At 67.9% G+C, this 16,216-nt stretch carries 17 protein-coding genes; 5 read left to right on the forward strand and 12 right to left on the reverse strand.

Annotated elements, in window-relative coordinates:
• Positions 1-11: 11 nt before the first annotated feature.
• From HL653_RS01585 to coxB, 12 genes are all read right to left on the reverse strand, one after another.
• Positions 12-977 carry a class I SAM-dependent methyltransferase gene (locus HL653_RS01585; RefSeq protein WP_171742950.1) on the reverse strand — a complete coding sequence of 322 codons (966 nt, stop codon included), beginning with the start codon at positions 975-977 and terminating at the stop codon, positions 12-14.
• Positions 974-2,203: a pitrilysin family protein gene (locus tag HL653_RS01590; RefSeq protein WP_171742951.1), complete on the reverse strand. Its 1,230-nt coding sequence runs from the start codon at positions 2,201-2,203 to the stop codon at positions 974-976. Before HL653_RS01590 ends, HL653_RS01585 begins: the two co-directional genes overlap by 4 nt.
• Positions 2,200-3,609: a threonine synthase gene (gene thrC, locus HL653_RS01595; RefSeq protein WP_171742952.1), complete on the reverse strand. Its 1,410-nt coding sequence runs from the start codon at positions 3,607-3,609 to the stop codon at positions 2,200-2,202. Before thrC ends, HL653_RS01590 begins: the two co-directional genes overlap by 4 nt.
• 128 nt (positions 3,610-3,737) lie before the next feature.
• The gene (locus tag HL653_RS01600; RefSeq protein ID WP_253717448.1) at positions 3,738-4,358 is read right to left on the reverse strand and encodes an SURF1 family protein; all 621 of its coding nucleotides are present in this window, start codon (positions 4,356-4,358) and stop codon (positions 3,738-3,740) included.
• A 28-nt stretch (positions 4,359-4,386) separates the two neighbouring features.
• On the reverse strand, positions 4,387-5,208 hold the full coding sequence (locus HL653_RS01605) for a cytochrome c oxidase subunit 3 (protein WP_171742953.1): 822 nt from the start codon (positions 5,206-5,208) through the stop codon (positions 4,387-4,389).
• A gap of 32 nt (positions 5,209-5,240) precedes the next feature.
• Positions 5,241-5,807: a cytochrome c oxidase assembly protein gene (locus tag HL653_RS01610; protein ID WP_171742954.1), complete on the reverse strand. Its 567-nt coding sequence runs from the start codon at positions 5,805-5,807 to the stop codon at positions 5,241-5,243.
• On the reverse strand, positions 5,807-5,929 hold the full coding sequence (locus HL653_RS24440) for a hypothetical protein (RefSeq protein ID WP_293967586.1): 123 nt from the start codon (positions 5,927-5,929) through the stop codon (positions 5,807-5,809). The genes HL653_RS01610 and HL653_RS24440 overlap by 1 nt, the downstream gene beginning before the upstream one ends.
• Entirely contained in the window at positions 5,926-6,840 is a 915-nt protein-coding gene (locus HL653_RS01615; protein ID WP_171742955.1) for a heme o synthase, read from the reverse strand. Before HL653_RS01615 ends, HL653_RS24440 begins: the two co-directional genes overlap by 4 nt.
• A gap of 397 nt (positions 6,841-7,237) precedes the next feature.
• Positions 7,238-8,791: a methyl-accepting chemotaxis protein gene (locus HL653_RS01620; protein WP_171742956.1), complete on the reverse strand. Its 1,554-nt coding sequence runs from the start codon at positions 8,789-8,791 to the stop codon at positions 7,238-7,240.
• A complete protein-coding gene (locus HL653_RS01625; RefSeq protein WP_253717450.1) occupies positions 8,788-9,093 on the reverse strand; it encodes a hypothetical protein in 306 nt (101 codons plus the stop codon). The genes HL653_RS01620 and HL653_RS01625 overlap by 4 nt, the downstream gene beginning before the upstream one ends.
• A gap of 262 nt (positions 9,094-9,355) precedes the next feature.
• Positions 9,356-11,041, reverse strand: coding sequence for a cytochrome c oxidase subunit I (ctaD, locus tag HL653_RS01630; protein WP_171742957.1), 1,686 nt, complete (start codon positions 11,039-11,041; stop codon positions 9,356-9,358).
• Between the two features lie 10 nt (positions 11,042-11,051).
• Positions 11,052-12,107: a cytochrome c oxidase subunit II gene (gene coxB, locus HL653_RS01635; RefSeq protein ID WP_253718206.1), complete on the reverse strand. Its 1,056-nt coding sequence runs from the start codon at positions 12,105-12,107 to the stop codon at positions 11,052-11,054.
• Between the two features lie 209 nt (positions 12,108-12,316).
• Between coxB and pyrE the strand changes: the two genes are divergently transcribed.
• The 5 genes from pyrE to HL653_RS01660 all read left to right on the forward strand — a co-directional run bounded on the left by pyrE (position 12,317) and on the right by HL653_RS01660 (position 16,181).
• A complete protein-coding gene (gene pyrE, locus HL653_RS01640; protein ID WP_171742959.1) occupies positions 12,317-12,901 on the forward strand; it encodes an orotate phosphoribosyltransferase in 585 nt (194 codons plus the stop codon).
• Entirely contained in the window at positions 12,901-13,653 is a 753-nt protein-coding gene (locus HL653_RS01645; protein WP_171742960.1) for a pyridoxine 5'-phosphate synthase, read from the forward strand. Before pyrE ends, HL653_RS01645 begins: the two co-directional genes overlap by 1 nt.
• A 121-nt stretch (positions 13,654-13,774) precedes the next feature.
• Positions 13,775-14,176, forward strand: coding sequence for a holo-ACP synthase (gene acpS / locus HL653_RS01650; RefSeq protein ID WP_171742961.1), 402 nt, complete (start codon positions 13,775-13,777; stop codon positions 14,174-14,176).
• A 32-nt stretch (positions 14,177-14,208) separates the two neighbouring features.
• Positions 14,209-15,102 (forward strand): signal peptidase I, encoded by an 894-nt coding sequence (lepB, locus tag HL653_RS01655; RefSeq protein WP_171742962.1) that lies wholly within the window; start codon positions 14,209-14,211, stop codon positions 15,100-15,102.
• On the forward strand, positions 15,099-16,181 hold the full coding sequence (locus HL653_RS01660) for an AI-2E family transporter (protein WP_171742963.1): 1,083 nt from the start codon (positions 15,099-15,101) through the stop codon (positions 16,179-16,181). The genes lepB and HL653_RS01660 overlap by 4 nt, the downstream gene beginning before the upstream one ends.
• Positions 16,182-16,216 lie beyond the last annotated feature (35 nt).

Raw genomic sequence — 16,216 nt, forward strand, 5'->3', positions numbered from 1 at the left:
GGACGATCAGGCTATGCGAAAAGCCCCCGCCCCATCGTTCCGACCCCGTAAAGATGGTTAACGTAACGTTTGCCATTGCTGGAAGTGGCTTTGGACTGGCTTTGGCCTGTTATCGGCTCCACCGTGCAAAAAATCGCGGTGGGCAGAAGCAGATCGCGCGATTCCTCGCGCACGGCCATCTCGCCGACCTCGATCGTGCCGCCCAGATCGCCCAGCGCCTGCTCCAGCAGCGCACCGATCGCGAGCGCCGACATGCGCACGGCATAGACGGTGAGGACGAGGAAGCGCGACTCGGAGTCGAGCAGCTGGCGGCAATGCGCGATCAGGCCGGGCAGATGCTCCTCCAGCCGCCACACCTCGCCATCCGGCCCGCGCCCGAACTTGGGCGGATCCAGCATGATGCCGTCATAGCGTCGCTCGCGCCGCACTTCGCGCGCGGCGAACTTAACCGCATCGTCCACCATCCAGCGGATCGGGCGATCGGCCATGTCCGACAGAAAGGCATTGGCCTTGCCCGCCTCGACCGACTTCTTCGACGCATCGACATGCGTGACCTTGGCGCCCTTCGCCGCCAGTGCGAGGCTGCCGACGCCGGTATAGCCGAACAGGTTCAGCATCTCGCTGCCCTCGGTCGTCCGCTCGCGCATCCATTCCCATTGCGGCGCCATGTCCGGGAAGAAAGCGAGGTGGCGGAAGGGCGTATTCTGGGCGAGGAAGCGCACCTCCTCCCAGCGCATATGCCAGCCGCCGCGCGGCACATCGCGCGAGAGATGCCATTTGCCGCCGCCCTCGTCATCGGAGGCGGCGATGAAATCGCCATCGGCCTCCCAGCTCATCGAGGCGGGCGCCCACATCGCTTGCGGCTCCGGCCGGATGAAGCGAAAGCGACCATAGCGCTCCAGCTTCCGACCATGGCCGGAATCGATCAGACCATAATCGGGCCAGGGTTCGGTGACGAGGGTGAGGAGGTCCTTCATGCCGCCTTCGCCAGCTTGCCGCCGACGGTGGCGAGCGCCTCGCCGCCGGACAGCGCCGCAGCACCCGCCGCGCGCGCCTGCGCGACCGTCACCGCATCCAGCAGCGCGACCGATTCGGACGGCGGCACGATCCGCCCGTGGATCTGGATCTGGCGGGCGAGATGGTCGGCACGCGTGGCGACGCTTTCCAGCCCCATCAGCAGCCCGGCCTTGGCCTGCGCGCGCGCGCGATCCAGCTCGGCCTGATCGAGCGTCTCGGCCGTGCGCGCCAGCACCTCGCGGGTCAGCGCCAGCGCGCGAGCCGCATCGCGGCGCCCGGCCGCGCAATAGACGCCGAACAGGCCCGTCTCCGCATAAGCATGCGCCCAAGCGTAGATGGAATAAGCGAGGCCGCGCTCCTCGCGCACCTCCTGGAACAGGCGCGAGGACATGCCCCCGCCCACCGCGCTGGAGAAGAGCGACAGCGCATGCAGCGACGCATCATGCAGGCCGACGCCGGGGAAGCCGAGCGCGACATGCAGCTGATCGAACCGGCGCACGTCATGATGCGTACCGCCGCCGAACGTGGCGGCCGCGGGCTGAGGCGCGGCGCCGGGCGCGAGATCGCCGAAGCGCGCCTCGGCCAGCGTCAGCAGCGCATCCTCGTTCACCTTCCCCGCCGCCGCCAGCACGAGGCCCTCGGGGCGATATTGCCCGTCCAGCCAGCCCTTCAGCGCGGCGGTGTCGATCGCGGCGATCGTCTCCTCATGGCCGAGCACGGGCTCACCCAGCATCTGATCGGGGAAAGCGGTCGCCTGCAGATGATCGTAGATGATGTCGTCGGGCGTATCGCGCGCCTCGCCCAGCTCGGCGAGGACGACGCCTTTCTCCCGCTCCAGCTCGTCGGCATCGAAATGGGGCGCGCGGATCAGATCGGAGATCACCTCCAGCCCCAGCACCATGTCGTCCGCCAGCATCCGCGCCTGGAACGCGGTGTTGTCGCGCGTCGTCCAGGCGTTGATCGAACCGCCGCGATCCTCGATCACTTCGGCGATCTGGCGCGCGTTGCGACTGCCCGCGCCCTTGAACACCATATGCTCGACCATGTGGGCGAGCCCGGCGAGCCCCTTCTCCTCCGAGCGCGAGCCCGCGTCGGCATAGAGGCCGACCGCGACCGTCTCGACCCCCGCCATCGGCTCCACCGCGACGGTGAGGCCGTTGGCGAGGCGATGGACGCGCGCGCTCATGCGTCGGCCGTGATCGGCACCGCGCGCTCGGCGATATAGGCCTCGACCGCCTCCAGCTCGGCGGGGAGCGTCTCGTAGCGTTCCTCGCGATCGAACAGATCGCCGATACGCGCGGGCAGCTGCGGGCGCTGGCCGGTGCCGCGCTCCACCGCATCGGGGAATTTGGCGGGATGCGCGGTGGCCAGCGTCACGATCGGCACGTCGGCGGGCAGATCGGCGGCGTGGGCGGCGGCGAGGCCGATCGCGGTGTGCGGATCGAGCAGCTGGCCCGAATTCTCCCACGCGCCGCGCATCGCCAGCGCCATGCTGTCCGGATCGATCCGCGCGCTGGTGAACAATTCGGAGGCCTGGCCGATCATCGCTTGCGGGATGGCAAGCCGCTTCGTCTCCTCGAAACCGCGCATCGTAGCAGCGAGCGCGAGGCCGTCGCGCCCGTGCAGATCGAACAGCAGCCGCTCGAAATTGGAGCTGACCTGAATGTCCATCGAGGGCGCGGCGGTGGGCGTGACCGTGCCGACCGAATAATCGCCGGCCGAGAGCGCGCGGTGGAGGATGTCGTTCACGTTGGTGGCCACGATCAGCCGAGCAACGGGCAGACCCATCCGCGCCGCGACATAGCCCGCGAACACGTCGCCGAAATTGCCGGTCGGGACCGAGAAGGCGACCGGACGGCCCGGCGCGCCGAGGCGGACGGCGGCGTAGAAATAATAGACCACCTGCGCCATCAGCCGGGCCCAGTTGATCGAATTGACCGCAGAAAGCTGGAAGCGACCCGAGAAGCTCTGGTGCGCGAACATCGCCTTCACCATTGCCTGCGCGTCATCGAAGCTGCCCTCGATCGCGATATTGTGGACGTTGGGCGACAGCACCGTCGTCATCTGGCGGCGCTGCACCTCCGAGACGCGGCCCGCCGGATGGAGCATGAAGATGTCCACCTTGGCGCGGCCCGCCAGCGCGTCGATCGCGGCCGAGCCGGTGTCACCGCTGGTGGCGCCCACCACGGTGAGGTGCGTGTCGCGCGTCGACAGGAACCGCTCGAACAGCAGGCCGAGCAACTGGAGCGCGACATCCTTGAAGGCGAGCGTGGGCCCGTGGAACAGTTCCAGCAGCCAGTTCGAGGGATCCAGCTGCACCAGAGGCGTGACGGCGGCGTGATCGAAGCGGCCATAAGCGGCCACGCACAGCTCGCGCAGGTCCTCCGGGGTCAGCGCCTCGCCCACGAACGGCGCCATCACGGCGGCGGCGGTGTCGGCATAGGAAAGGCCGGCAAGGCCCGCGATCTCGTCGCTCGACAGGCTCGGCCAGGCGGCCGGGACGTAGAGTCCGCCATCGCTGGCGAGGCCCGCCAAGGTTGCGCCTTCAAAATCGAGCGCCGGCGCGCTCCCTCTGGTGCTGATATAACGCATGGGGCGCGGTGCTTAGAGCGTGCGGGCCCGAAGGGGAAGCTTTTCGGATTCCCGGGTGAACGGCATGCTCACAACCCGACGTCATCCTGAACTTGTTTCAGGATGACGGTTGGGAATTGTGACGGGCCTCAGCGCCACCGCCGCCGCAGCGCCACCGCGTAGATCACCAGCGCCACCCCCGCGAACAGGAACCATTGCACCGCATAGGCCAGATGATTGTTCGGCACGCTCTCCGGATCGGGCGGCGCGGTGGGGGTAAGGCCGGGCGCCGCGCCATCGCTCACGATCAGCGGCGTGCGCGGCGCCCGGGCCGTGAACAGGTGCGCGATCAGGGGTTGGCCGTCCGGCAGCCAGACGATGCGGCCGCGCACGGGGCCGCCCGTCCAGCCCTTCGGCGCCTCGGGCGATGGCGAAACGCCCATGTCCACATGCAGCCCCGGCCCTTCCGCGCCGGTGCGGCAGGCGGCGATATGGCTCCAGCCGGTGCGGCCGTCGGCGGCGTGGCCGGCTGCCGTCGTCCAGCCCGTCACCTGCCCGCAATCGGCGCTGACGGCACGGAACAGGCCCGCATCGTCCAACGGCAGCAGCGCGGACACGGCGACAGGAAGCCGCGCGATATTGGCGGCGTACAGCGCGAGCAAAGCTTCCTTCTCGTGCCGGCGCTGGAGCTGCCACACGCCCAGCCCGATCATCGCCGCCACCGCGAACAGGACGAGGATCGTCGCCACGACGGGAACGCGCCGCGTCACGCTTCGCGCGCCCCTGCTGTGTCTCAAATCAGCCCGCGTGGATCGGCGCGCCCCAGCCGCCCCAGACGTAGATCGTCACGAACAGGAACAGCCACACGACGTCGACGAAATGCCAGTACCAGGCCGCCGCCTCGAAGCCGAAATGCTGCTTGGGCGTGAAATCGCCCTTGTAGGCGCGCACGAGGTTCACGATCAGGAAGATCGTGCCGACCAGCACGTGGAAGCCGTGGAAGCCCGTCGCCATGAAGAAAGCCGCGCCATAGTTCAGCCCTTTGAAGGCGAAGGGCGCATGGGCATATTCATAGGCCTGGATGGTCGAGAAGAGCATGCCGAGCAGGATCGTGCACCACAGACCCTGGATCAGCCCCTTGCGATCGCCGTGCAGCAAGGCGTGATGCGCCCACGTCACGGTGGTGCCCGAGCAGAGCAGGATCATCGTGTTCAGCAGCGGGAAGGCGAAGGGATTGATGACCTCGATCCCCTTGGGCGGCCAGACGCCGCCGACGGCCTCCACCGGGGAGGGGAAGAGCGAGAAATCGAACCACGCCCAGAACCAGCCGACGAAGAACATCACCTCCGAGGCGATGAACAGGATCATGCCGTAGCGCAGATGCAGGCCGACGACGGGGGTGTGATCGCCCGCTTTCGCCTCGCGGATCACGCGACTCCACCAGCCGGCCATGCACAGCAGCACGCAGCCGAGGCCGGCCAGCGCGACGAAGCCGCCATAGGCCGCCGAATGCATGTACATGATGCCGCCCGAGGCGAGGATGAGCGCGGAGAAGGCCGACAGGATCGGATAGGGATCCGGTGGCAGGATGTGATAATCGTGGCTCTTCGCGCCGGCCATCTGCAATCCCCTCGTTTCTTGTTGCCCTTACCTTAGCTTGACCCTTCCGGCGATGCTACGGGGAAGAAGGTGTAGCTCAGCGTGATCTCGCTGATGTCCTTCGTGTCCGGATCCTTGGCGAATTGCGGATCGACGAAGAAGATCACCGGCATGCGCACGCGCTCATGCGGCTTCAGCGTCTGCTCGGTGAAGCAGAAGCACTGGATCTTCGTGAAATATTGCCCGGTCTGATCGGGGCTGACGTTGAACGAGGCGCGGCCCGTGATCGAATGATCGGTGGTGTTCACCGCCGTGAAGAAGGCCATCTGCCGCGCGCCGACCGCCACGCGCTTCACGCGATCGTCCGGCTCGAACGTCCAGCCCATGCCGGGCTTCACATTCGCATCGAAGCGGACGTTGACGATCTTGCCCACCACCTCGCCCGGCGCGGTGGCGTTCAGCGCCTTGCGCGCCGTGCCGTTATAGCCGGTCGCCTGGCAGAACATCCGGTAGAGCGGCACGCTGGCGAAGCCGAGCGCCGTCATCGCCACCAGCATCAGCAGCGTTCCCGCCACCGTGCGCGCCTTGCCGCGCGGGAGCAGCGGCGCGGCACCTGCCATCAGGCCATCTTCGCGATCGAGATGGCGAAGAACAGGATCACCAGCGCACCCAGAATCAGGGCCATCACCTTGGCCCGCGCCCGCTGGCGTGCCTGATATTCGCGCTGATGCTCGGGCGTCATGCCAGCAGCATCCGATCGGCGACGAGCGCGCCGAAGATCACGAACAGATAGAGGATCGAATAACCGAACATGCGGCGCTCGGCGCGCATCTCGGCCTGATCCTCGATCCGGCTGAGCCCGACGCGCGCGGCGAAGCCCACGAACAGCAAGGACAGGATCGTGGCCGTCGCGCCATAGATCGCGCCGGTCAGCCCCAGCGGCCAGGGCGCGATCGCCACCACCGCCATCGGCAGGCTGTAGAGAAACACCTGCGTCCGCGTGGCCCTGGCACCCGCCACCACGGGCATCATCGGCACGCCGGCGGCGGCATAATCGGTGCGGACGAACAGGCCCAGCGCCCAGAAATGCGGCGGCGTCCACAGGAAGACGAGTGCGAACATCAGCACCGGCAGCAGATCGACCCGGCCGGTGGCCGCCGCCCAGCCGATCAGCGGCGGGAAAGCGCCGGCCGCACCACCGATCACGATATTCTGCGGCGTGCGGCGCTTCAGCCAGACGGTATAGATCAGCACGTAGAACAGGATCGATCCGGCCAGGATCACGGCCGACAGCAGATTGACCGCCAACCCCATCAGCAGCACCGAGAAGGCGCCGAGACCCACGCCGAAATGGAGTGCGGCCTGCCGGTCCATCCGGCCCGCCGGCAGCGGACGCTTGGCGGTGCGCTTCATCACCGCGTCCAGATCCGCCTCATACCACTGATTGAGCGCGCCCGACGCGCCCGCGCCCAGCGCGACGCAGAGGATCGCGGTGAAGCCGATCACGGGATGGACATGGCCGGGCGCCGCCAGCATCGCGCACAGCCCGGTAAACACGACGAGGCTCATCACGCGGGGCTTGGTCAGCGCGAGGAAATCGCGCCAGTCGGCGGGCAGTGGCTGCGCCGTGGCGAAAGCAGGGGACGACATCATCGGCCCTATACAGAGGCGGCGGGATTCGGGGAAGGCCGACGGGGTGGGACGTTATGTCCTACCCGACTGCAGCCCGCCTGCTCTCCAGCGCTTCAACCACCATCGTCATCCTGAACTCGTTTCAGGATCCATGTCCCGTCTTCGCTTCAAGCGTATCGCTGGAGGAGAGGGCATCGCATGGATGCCGAAACACGTTGGTGGGCATCCCGTTCGAACATGTACCCCGATCTGACCTTCACCGTATTCCGGCGAAAGCCGGAATCCAGGGAGGCTGGGCGATGCGCCTGCAGCTCTGGGCTCCTGCTTTCGCAGGAGTACGATCGATACATGTTCGAGCGGAATAGGCTCCGCGTTCAGGATGGCGGGAGTGGGGCAATGGCAGCCGGTCGGCCGAGCCTCACGCCGCCTTGATCTTCTCCACGAAGCGTTCGGTCGCCTGCTGGAGGGCGCGCGCCGTTTCGGACAGGCCCGAGGCCGCGCCCGTCACCTGCGCGGACAAAGCGGCGGTGGTCTCCGCCGCGCGCGCCGCGCCGCTCGCCTCGGCCGCGATATCGGCGGCGCTCAGCGCGGTCTGGTCGGCGATCGATTCGGCGGCGAGCGCCGTCAGCCCGTGCCGCTCGACATCGGCGCTGATCGCCAGCGCCGTGCCGGAGAGCTGGGCGATGCTATCCTCGATCGCGGCCAATGTCTTGTTCACTTCGCCCGCCCCGCTATCGATCGCGGAGGCCAGCGCCTGGATCTCGCTGGAGGCGCCGCCGGCCTGACGCGCGAGCGCCTTCACCTCCTGCGCCACCACCGCGAATCCGCGCCCCGCATCGCCGGCATGCGCCGCCTCGATCGTGGCGTTGAGCGCGAGCAGATTGGTGCGCCGCGCGATCTGCTGGATCGACTGGACGAAGCCGCCGATCGAGGCGCTGTGATCCGATAGCCCCGCCACGGTGCGGTGGCTGGAGGCCGAGGCGGCGCGCGCCTCCCCGCCCAGCCGCGCCTGCTCCGAAACGCGGCCCGATATGGCCGAAACCGATCCGGCCAGTTCGCGCACGCGCATCGCCAGATCGCGCGCATCCTCCAGCGAACGGCGCGCTGTGCGGGCCATCGCCTCGCTGTCGCGCGTGGCGGACTGGGCGATCCCGTCCAGCGAGCGCGCCGAGGCGTCCAGATCGGCGGAGGCGACGCCGACCGAGCGGACCGCCTCCAGCACCGACGCCTGGAACGTCTCGGCCAGCGCCAGCATGTCGCCCCGGCGCCGCTCGCCCGCCGCAGCCTCGACCGCGTGGCGGCGCTGGCGCTCGTCGGACACGGCCTGCTCGGCCGCCTGCGCCTTCAGCATCGCCTCCTGCAGTTCGTCCCGCGCCTCGATCGCCTCGGCCGCCAGCGCCTCGCTGTGCGCGCGCGCCGCCGTCTGGCGGATCATGAGGAGGCGGAGCTTTTCCACCACGTAGACCAGAAAGCCCGTTTCGAAGATGACGGCGACGGCGTGAAACAGCACGCGGCCGATATTGCCCCCGCCCGTAAAAACCCACGCCGGGACGATCGCCTCCAGCAGCAGATGGTGCGCCGCGATCAGCCCCGCCGCCAGCACGATCGGGCGCCAGTCGCACAGCACCGTCAGCGCGGCGAGCGTCGCCAGGAAATAGAGATGGCTGTCCAGCTGCCACGCCGTGCCGCGCAGCAGGAAGACGCCGAAAGCGGGATAGGCGAAGGCGAGCGTGCCCACCAGCAGCCGCGTCGTCGCGTCATGATCGCCACGCCACGCCGCCCGCGTCGGCAGCAGATTGGCGACGAAGCCGGCCACCAGCACGACGCCGGCGCCGTCCACCCCCGCGATCCAGCCTCCCACCGAGAGGATCAGCAGCAGGCCCCATGCCGCGCCGACCAGCGCCCGGACGCCGACGCGCCGGAGGGTCGCGACCTCCTTGGGTACATCCTGCATCGCGGCGACCTGATTCACTGACCGCAGCCTGCGGCCGGAGCGGCGAGCAGGGCGATGCCGTGGCGGACGAGGCCACGCACCAGATCGGCCCGCCGGCCATCGACCACGAACGAGCCCGGCAGCGGCCCCGGCCCCACCAACGTCGCCCCCCGATCGATCGCCATCGCCACCAGCCCATGCGCCGCGTCGGCGGAAAGCGGCACGAGCATGATCCGCCCGTTCGCCGGCGGGGCCGCGACCATCAGGCCGACCGCGCCGACGATCGCCAGCAACTGGATCAGGAGCGCTGCGGCGCGCGGATACGGGAAACGACCGGACATGCCTCACCCATTACGGACGAAGCGGTTACTGCGACGTAAACCTTGATCGGCCTTCGGACGCGCATCGCGGCGTGGCCCGCATCCCCCGATCGGACGCCCTTCTCTCCGCTGCGTTTCCGGCCCGGAAAAGCCCGTCTTTGCCGCCGGCGGGGACCCTGGCAGACAGTCCCGCCGGGAAGAGCAACGGAGCTCGATGCGCCGAAACCTTCGACCGCGCCGAAAACGCCCGCGTCGAAAATTCGCGAGGGCGATCGCCCCCGGATCAGTCGATTCGGGGGAGCTGCTCGAACTGGTGGTAGGGCGGCGGGCTGGAGAGCGTCCATTCCAGCGTGGTCGCGCCTTCGCCCCACGGATTGTCCCCGGCCTTCCTGCCCGCGAACAGCGACCAGAAGACGTTGACGAAGAAGATCACCATGCTGGCGGCCATGATCTCGTAGCCGTGGCTCGCCACCGCATTCCACGTCGCATAGGCATCCGGATAATCCGGGTAGCGGCGCGGCATGCCCTGCATGCCCAGGAAGTGCATCGGGAAGAACAGCACGTTCACGCCGACGAAGAAGATCCAGAAATGCAGCTGGCCCAGCACCTCGTTATACATGCGGCCGCTCATCTTCGGGAACCAGTAATAGAAGCCCGCGAACAGCGAGAAGACGGCGCCAAGGCTCAGCACATAGTGGAAATGCGCGACGACGTAGTAGGCATCCTGGAAATAATTATCGATGCCGCCATTGGCCAGCAGCACGCCGGTGACGCCGCCCACGGTGAACATGAAGATGAAGCCGATCGCCCACAGCATCGGCGTCTTGAAGGAGAGCGATCCCTCCCACATCGTCGCGATCCACGAGAAGATCTTGATGCCGGTCGGCACCGCGATCACCATCGTCGCGGCGGTGAAATACATCTTCGTGTTCACGCTCAGGCCGGTGGTGTACATGTGGTGCGCCCACACGATGAAGCCCACCACGCCGATCGCGACCATCGCATAGGCCATGCCGAGATAACCGAAGATCGGCTTGCGGCTGAACGTGGAGATCACGTGGCTGACGATGCCGAAGCCCGGCAGGATCATGATGTAGACTTCGGGGTGGCCGAAGAACCAGAACAGATGCTGGTACAGCACCGGATCGCCACCGCCCGAGGCATCGAAGAAGGTGGTGCCGAAATTGCGGTCCGTCAGCAGCATCGTGATCGCGGCGGCCAGCACCGGCAGCGACAGCAGCAGCAGGAACGCCGTCACCAGCACCGACCAGGCGAACAGCGGCATCTTGTGCAGCGTCATGCCCGGCGCGCGCATGTTCAGGATGGTCGTGATGAAGTTGATCGCGCCGAGGATCGACGAGGCGCCCGCGAGGTGGAGCGACAGGATCGCCATGTCCACCGCCGGCCCTGACGAGCCCGTCGTCGACAGCGGCGCATAGACCGTCCAGCCCGTGCCCGCGCCCAGCCCCGTTCCGCCCGAGACGAAGGTGGAGCCCAGCAGCAGGATGAAGGACGGGATCAGCAGCCAGAACGAGATGTTGTTCATGCGCGGGAACGCCATGTCCGGCGCGCCGATCATGATCGGGACGAACCAGTTGCCGAAGCCGCCGATCATCGCCGGCATCACCATGAAGAACACCATGATCAGGCCGTGCGCCGTGATCAGCACGTTCCAGTGATGCAGCGCCTCGTCCATCGTCGCGACCGAGCCGACGCCCAGCGGCCACGCCATCGTCAGGATCTGGATGCCCGGCTTGGCGAGTTCGGCGCGCATGACGCCCGAGATCGCGCCGCCGATGATGCCCGCCACGATCGCGAAGATCAGGTAGAGCGTGCCGATATCCTTGTGGTTCGTCGACATGAACCAGCGCGCGAAGAAGGGCGGCTTGTGATCGGCATCATGATGATGGCCATGCTCATGCTCGTCTTCGGCATGGAAGTGGCTCGGATGCGCGGCGATGTCGGTCATGCTGGGAGCCTCAGTTCTGCGCGACGGTGAGCGACGAGGAAGGCGTGGCGGCGGCAGTCTTCACGGCGGCTGGTTTGGCGCCGGGCATCGTGCCGCCCTTGGAGGCGACCCACTGCGCATATTGCGCCTTGCTCACCACTTCCACCGCGATCGGCATGTAGCCGTGGCGGGCGCCGCACAGCTCCGAACATTGGCCGAAATACACACCCGGTCGATCCACCTTGAACCATGTTTCATTCAGGCGCCCCGGTATCGCATCCATCTTCACCCAGAAAGCCGGCATCGCGAAACTGTGGATCACGTCGTTCGAGGTGGTGATGACCTTCACGACAGCGCCGGCCGGGACCACCATCCGCTCGTCGACGGCGAGCAGGCGCGGCCCGTCCGCATCGGTGCGGAAGCGCGCGCCGGGCTTCACCTCGCTCTTTTCCTTGAGCAGGTTGGACACGACCTCGAAGTCGCCATTGTCCGGATATTGGTAGGTCCAATACCATTGGTTGCCGATCACCTTCACGGTGAGATCGGCCTTGGGCGGATGATATTGATGCGCGAGCAGCCGGATCGACGGCACCGCGATCGAGACCAGCACCAGCACCGGGAAGAGCGTCCAGATCACCTCGATCACGGTGTTGTGCGAGGTGCGCGAGGGCGTGGGGTTCGCGGCGGCGCGATAGCGCAGCACCACCCAGATCAGCAGCAGCAGCACGAAGACGGACATCACGACCATCATCGGCACGAGAATGATATCGTGGAAGCGCACCGCCTCCTCGCCGATCGGCGTCATCTGCGTCTGCAGGCGGATGGAGTCGGTCGGCTGGCCGATGCCCGGCGTGGGCGCGGCATGGACGATGTCCGGCACCTTGGCGACAGGCTCCGGGGCTGGAGCCGGCGCTGCGGCGGCCTCGGCGGGGGCGCCCGCAGGCGCCGGCGCGGCAGCAGGCGCGGCCGATGCCTCGGCCACGGGCGGCACGGCAGCGGCGGGAGCCGGAGCGGATTGGGCAAAAGTGGGAGCGGCGCCCGCAAGGACGGCCAGCAGAGTGAGAATCAAGGCCCGAACGGTCTTCAGCAGCACTCTCTTTCCCCCCCGGTGACGCGCATGGCTCAGCGGCGAAACCGAAACATCACGCCGAGGTGCCCCCTCAGCGCCCTTCCGGCCGATTTTCCCTATCCCAACACCTGTTCGCGCAGAAATGCAAGCCGTTGAGCAACCTTGTTGAGAGCCGGGCCCGCTGCGTCTATCTGCCGCGCGATCGGGCCACGCGAGGAGACAAGGGCATGACCGAAGACGAGGTGATCGCCGAATTCCGTGCGGCCGACGCATTGCTGGAGGGGCATTTCATCCTCTCCTCCGGGCTGCGGAGCCCCCGCTATCTGCAGTGCGCGCGCGTGCTGATGAACCCGGCCCGCGCCGCGAAGCTCACCGATGCGCTCGCCGCGCGCATCCCCGCCGAGATTCGCGATCAGCTGGACGCCGTCGTCTCGCCCGCGATGGGCGGCGTGATCGCCGGGCATGAAATGGGCCGCGCGCTGGGGCTGGACGCGATGTTCGTCGAGCGGCCGACCGGCACGTTCGAGCTGCGGCGCGGCTTCGCGCTGACGCCGGGCGCCAAGGTGCTGATGATGGAGGATGTCGTCACCACCGGGCTGTCCTCGCGCGAGGCGATCAGGGCGATCGAGGCGGCGGGCGGCACCGTGATCGTCGCAGCGTCGCTGGTCGATCGCTCGAACGGGCGCGTCGATCTGGGTGTGCCCTTCTTCCCGCTGATCCGCCTCGACGTGCCGAGCTACGAGGCGGACGCGCTGCCGCCGGAGCTGGCGGCGATCCCGGCGATCAAGCCCGGCAGCCGGGCCGCCGCCTGATGGCTCTGACGTCGCCCCTGGGCGAGCCGGGGCGCCTGCGCCTCGGCGTCAATATCGATCATGTCGCCACCGTGCGGAATGCGCGCGGCGGGCTCACGCCCGATCCGCTGCGCGCCGCCGAGATCGCGCAGGCGGCGGGCGCGGACGGCATCACCGCGCATCTGCGCGAGGATCGCCGCCATATCGTGGACGCCGATATCGCCCGGCTGATCGGCGGCATCGCCCTCCCCCTCAATTTCGAGATGGCCGCGACCGAGGACATGGTCGAGATCGCGCTGCGCCACCGCCCCCACGCCGCCTGCATCGTGCCCGAACGGCGCGAGGAAGTGACGACCGAGGGCGGGCTGGACGCCGCCGGGCAGCATAATCGGCTGAAGCCGCTGATCGCGCGCCTGAACGACGCGGGCATCCGCGTGAGCCTGTTCATCGAGCCCGACGCGCGCCAGATCGAGGCGGCGATCCATCTCGGCGCCCCCGTCGTGGAATTCCACACCGGCGCCTATGCCCATGCCGAAGGCGAGGCGCTGGCGACCGAGCTGCGCCGCCTGGCCGATGCCGCCGCGCTCGCCGCGCGCAACGGGATCGAGCCGCATGCGGGGCACGGCCTCACCTACGACAATGTGATGCCCGTCGCCGCGATCCCGCAACTGGCGGAGCTGAACATCGGCCACTTCCTGATCGGCGAGGCGATCTTCGTCGGGCTGGACGCCAGCGTGCGCCGGATGCGCGAGCTCATGGACGCGGCGCGATGACGCCCCTCTCCCCTTGGGTGAGAGGGAGGGCCCCGCTCGGCGCAGCCGAGTGGGCGGGAGAGGGTGTGGCCGCATCGCACACCGCCCGCTCTCACCCTCTCCCCCATAGGGAGAGGGTTGCATGATCATCGGTCTCGGCTCGGACCTCTGCAATATCGAGCGGATCCAGCAGTCGCTCGATCGCTTCGGCCAGCGTTTCACGCACCGAGTCTTCACCGATATCGAGCGCGCCAAGGCCGAACGCCGCACGCTCACCCGCGCCGGCACCTATGCCAAGCGCTTCGCCGCCAAGGAGGCCTTCTCCAAGGCCGTCGGCACCGGATTCAAGGCGGGCGTGTTCATGCACGATATCGGCGTGGTGAACCTGCCCTCGGGCGCGCCCACGCTCGCGCTCACGGGCGGAGCGAAGGCGAGGCTTGACGCGTTGACCCCGCCGGGCCACGCGGTCACCATTCATTTGACGCTCACCGACGATCATCCATGGGCGCAGGCGTTCGTCATCCTCGAAGCCCGGCCGCTGTAGGCCAGGTCGAGGGCAGAGTTTAAGGACCGGACTTGAGCGATACCTCTCCCGATCTCGCCGCCCCGCCGCCGCTCGCCAAGAGCAAGCCCGATCCGAAGAAGACCGACTGGTGGGCGGAACTGCGCGGTATAGTCTGGCTGGTGCTGGGCGTGCTCGCGGTGTGGAGCTTCATCGCCAAGCCCTTCTACATCCCCAGCGAATCGATGATGCCGACCCTGATCAAGGGCGACCGGCTGATCGTGACGAAATATCCGTACGGCTGGTCCTACGTTTCGCCCTCCTTCCATGTGCTGCCCTTCATGAAGGGCCGCATCCTCGGCCGGATGCCGGAGCGCGGCGACGTCGTGATCCTGAAGCCGCCGACCGAGAACAGCGATTATATCAAGCGCGTGATCGGCCTGCCGGGCGACACGATCGAAGTGAATCGCGGCATCCTCTCGCTCAACGGCAAGCCGGTGAAGCGCGTGTCGATGGGCGTGAAGATGCTGCCGATCGACGACAATGTCCCGTGCGCCTCCCCGCTGGAATCGCAGGCGCGCAAGACCGGGCCGGACGGCAAGGATTATTGCGAGCTGCCGGTCTTCCGCGAGACGCTGCCGAACGGCGTGAGCTACGACACGGTCGATTTCGGCTACCAGCCCGGCACCGGCGACGATTACGGCCCCGTGACCGTGCCCGCCGATCATGTGTTCGTGATGGGCGACAATCGCGACGAGAGCGCGGACAGCCGCTACGAGACGTGGCAGCTCGGCCTGGGCGGCCCGGTCGCGTGGGAGAATCTCGGCGGCCGCGCCGATTTCATCACCTTCTCCTATGACGGCTCCACCAAGATCTGGAACCCGCTGACCTGGTTCACCGCGCTGCGCGGCGGCCGCGCGGGCATCAACCTGCACCCGAGCCACGACGCCGGCGCTCCCGCCAAGTGAGCGATGGCGCCGGCACGCGCGAGGAAGCCCCCGGCCCGACGGACAATAGCGATCCGCTGACGCTGCGCGAGTTCAAGCGCGCGATCGTCTGGGTCGCGGTCGTCGTCGCGGTGCTGCTGCTGTGGTTCCTGTCGGAGCCCCTGCTGCTGATCATCGGCGGTATCGTCGTGGCGCAGATGCTGGACGGCGGCGTGCGCCTGCTCGGCCGCATCCTGCCGGTCGGGCGCGGCATCCGTCTCGCGATCGTGGCGACGCTGGTGGCGGCCGCGATGGTCGCCTTCCTCGCCTTCGCCGGCACCCAGCTGACCGGGCAGGCGCAGGCGCTGCAGAGTGTCGTCACCCACCAGCTGCAGAGCTGGATGGACTGGGCCCACGAGCGCGGCTTCCTCCCCGCCGGTTCGGGCGTGAGCGAGATCGGCCAGCAGCTGATGGGCTCGTTCGGCAAGGTGACGGCCGCGCTCGGCACCGCGCTGGGCGCGCTGTCCAGCATGGCGATGATCCTCGTCCTCGGCCTGTTCATCGCGATGGAGCCGCGCCTCTACGAGCGCGGCATCGCCTGGATGCTGCCGATGGCGAATCGCGAAAGCTTCTACGAGACGACCAAGGAAATGGGCTCCACGCTGCGCCGGCTGATGGCCGGGCGGCTGCTGGGCATGGCGCTGGAGGGCGTGTTCGTCGCGATCGCGCTGGAGATCGTGGGCGTGCCGATGGCGACCCTGCTCGGCATCCTGACGGGCCTGCTCGCCTTCCTCCCCAATATCGGCGCGATCGTCTCGGGCGTGCTGATCGTGCTGGTCGGTTTCTCGGCGGGCACCGATACGGGCATCTGGGCGATCGTCGTCTATGTCTCGGTGCAGACGTTCGACGGTTATGTGGTGGTGCCGATGGTGGCGCGCCGTTCGGTCGATCTGCCGCCCGCTCTGGTGCTGGGCTGCCAGCTGCTGTTCGGTGCGCTGTTCGGCATTCTCGGGCTGGCGCTCGCCGATCCGATGGTGGCGATGGTAAAGGTGCTGCTCGAGAAAAGCTCCGCGCTGAAGGCGGAAAAGGCCGAGGCTGCGGCCGCCGAGGAAGCGGCCTGAGGAGACGGCGCGGCTTCGCGCCCTGACTAACGTAT

The sequence above is a fragment of the Sphingomonas sp. AP4-R1 genome, from assembly GCF_013113735.1.
In the GTDB taxonomy this organism is placed as follows: Bacteria; Pseudomonadota; Alphaproteobacteria; order Sphingomonadales; family Sphingomonadaceae; genus Sphingomonas_I.

Bases quoted from the DNA above. Each gene is read 5' to 3' on its own strand.
- pyrE (WP_171742959.1), top strand. From the start codon at position 12,317: ATGACCGAAGACGAGGTGATCGCCGAATTCCGTGCGGCCGACGCATTG.
- HL653_RS01605 (WP_171742953.1), bottom strand. From the start codon at position 5,208: ATGGCCGGCGCGAAGAGCCACGATTATCACATCCTGCCACCGGATCCC.
- HL653_RS01615 (WP_171742955.1), bottom strand. From the start codon at position 6,840: ATGATGTCGTCCCCTGCTTTCGCCACGGCGCAGCCACTGCCCGCCGAC.
- HL653_RS01625 (WP_253717450.1), bottom strand. From the start codon at position 9,093: ATGTCCGGTCGTTTCCCGTATCCGCGCGCCGCAGCGCTCCTGATCCAG.
- HL653_RS01610 (WP_171742954.1), bottom strand. From the start codon at position 5,807: ATGGCAGGTGCCGCGCCGCTGCTCCCGCGCGGCAAGGCGCGCACGGTG.
- thrC (WP_171742952.1), bottom strand. From the start codon at position 3,609: ATGCGTTATATCAGCACCAGAGGGAGCGCGCCGGCGCTCGATTTTGAA.
- acpS (WP_171742961.1), top strand. From the start codon at position 13,775: ATGATCATCGGTCTCGGCTCGGACCTCTGCAATATCGAGCGGATCCAG.
- HL653_RS24440 (WP_293967586.1), bottom strand. From the start codon at position 5,929: ATGACGCCCGAGCATCAGCGCGAATATCAGGCACGCCAGCGGGCGCGG.
- HL653_RS01645 (WP_171742960.1), top strand. From the start codon at position 12,901: ATGGCTCTGACGTCGCCCCTGGGCGAGCCGGGGCGCCTGCGCCTCGGC.
- ctaD (WP_171742957.1), bottom strand. From the start codon at position 11,041: ATGACCGACATCGCCGCGCATCCGAGCCACTTCCATGCCGAAGACGAG.
- HL653_RS01590 (WP_171742951.1), bottom strand. From the start codon at position 2,203: ATGAGCGCGCGCGTCCATCGCCTCGCCAACGGCCTCACCGTCGCGGTG.
- HL653_RS01585 (WP_171742950.1), bottom strand. From the start codon at position 977: ATGAAGGACCTCCTCACCCTCGTCACCGAACCCTGGCCCGATTATGGT.